Annotated in this window: 1 protein-coding gene; it reads right to left on the minus strand. The window is 72.1% G+C overall.

The features are described 5' to 3' along the window. Nucleotides 1-609: CRISPR-associated endonuclease Cas3'' (locus G3I17_RS39225; RefSeq protein ID WP_164604503.1), on the minus strand; the 609-nt coding region annotated here is incomplete at both ends.

A 609-nucleotide genomic window follows, 5' to 3' on the forward strand; every position in this document is an offset into this window, starting at 1 on the left:
CGGCAGCGGCCACCACCTCGGCGAACACCCGGCCGCGGCTCTCGTCCACGGGGGACGCCGGCCGCTTCGCCAGGAACGCGGCACGCCTCTCCTCGAACCTTTGGGACAAGAGAGCCATGTCCCTCGCCGGGGCGAGCCGCGGCGCCACACAGCCGTCGAAGTGCGCGCTGGTGTCGAGGAAGTCGGCGTCCACCAGACAGCTGAACACCATGCGCACCAGCAGGTCCACCTCGGTCCGGGCAGCGGCCCCCCGCAAGGCCGACACCCACGGCGGCAACACCACCGGCCCCGTGCGGACGATCTCCGGAACCAGCCCGGCAACTCGCCGAGTGGCCTCACGCGCGGCCTCGGCATCCGGCCCGCTGCCCTGGAGCGCGGTCAGCACGTCCTTGATCTTCTGCTGGTCCGGAGGACCGCCGTGATGCCCCTGCACCGCAGCGGCGAATGGCAGGCCCGCGTACTTGGCGGCCAGACGGGCGCCGGCCTCCTTGTGCGGGATCCCCACCGGCTTTCCTTCCGGCTCGGCCCGCTGCAGCAGGCCCACCTGCCAGGCGCAGCATCCCTTACCGACGTCGTGCACCAGAGCGAGGTACTCCGCGAGTTCACCAG

The organism is Streptomyces sp. SID13031 (genome assembly GCF_010548305.1).
Classification (GTDB): Bacteria; Actinomycetota; Actinomycetes; order Propionibacteriales; family Kribbellaceae; genus Kribbella.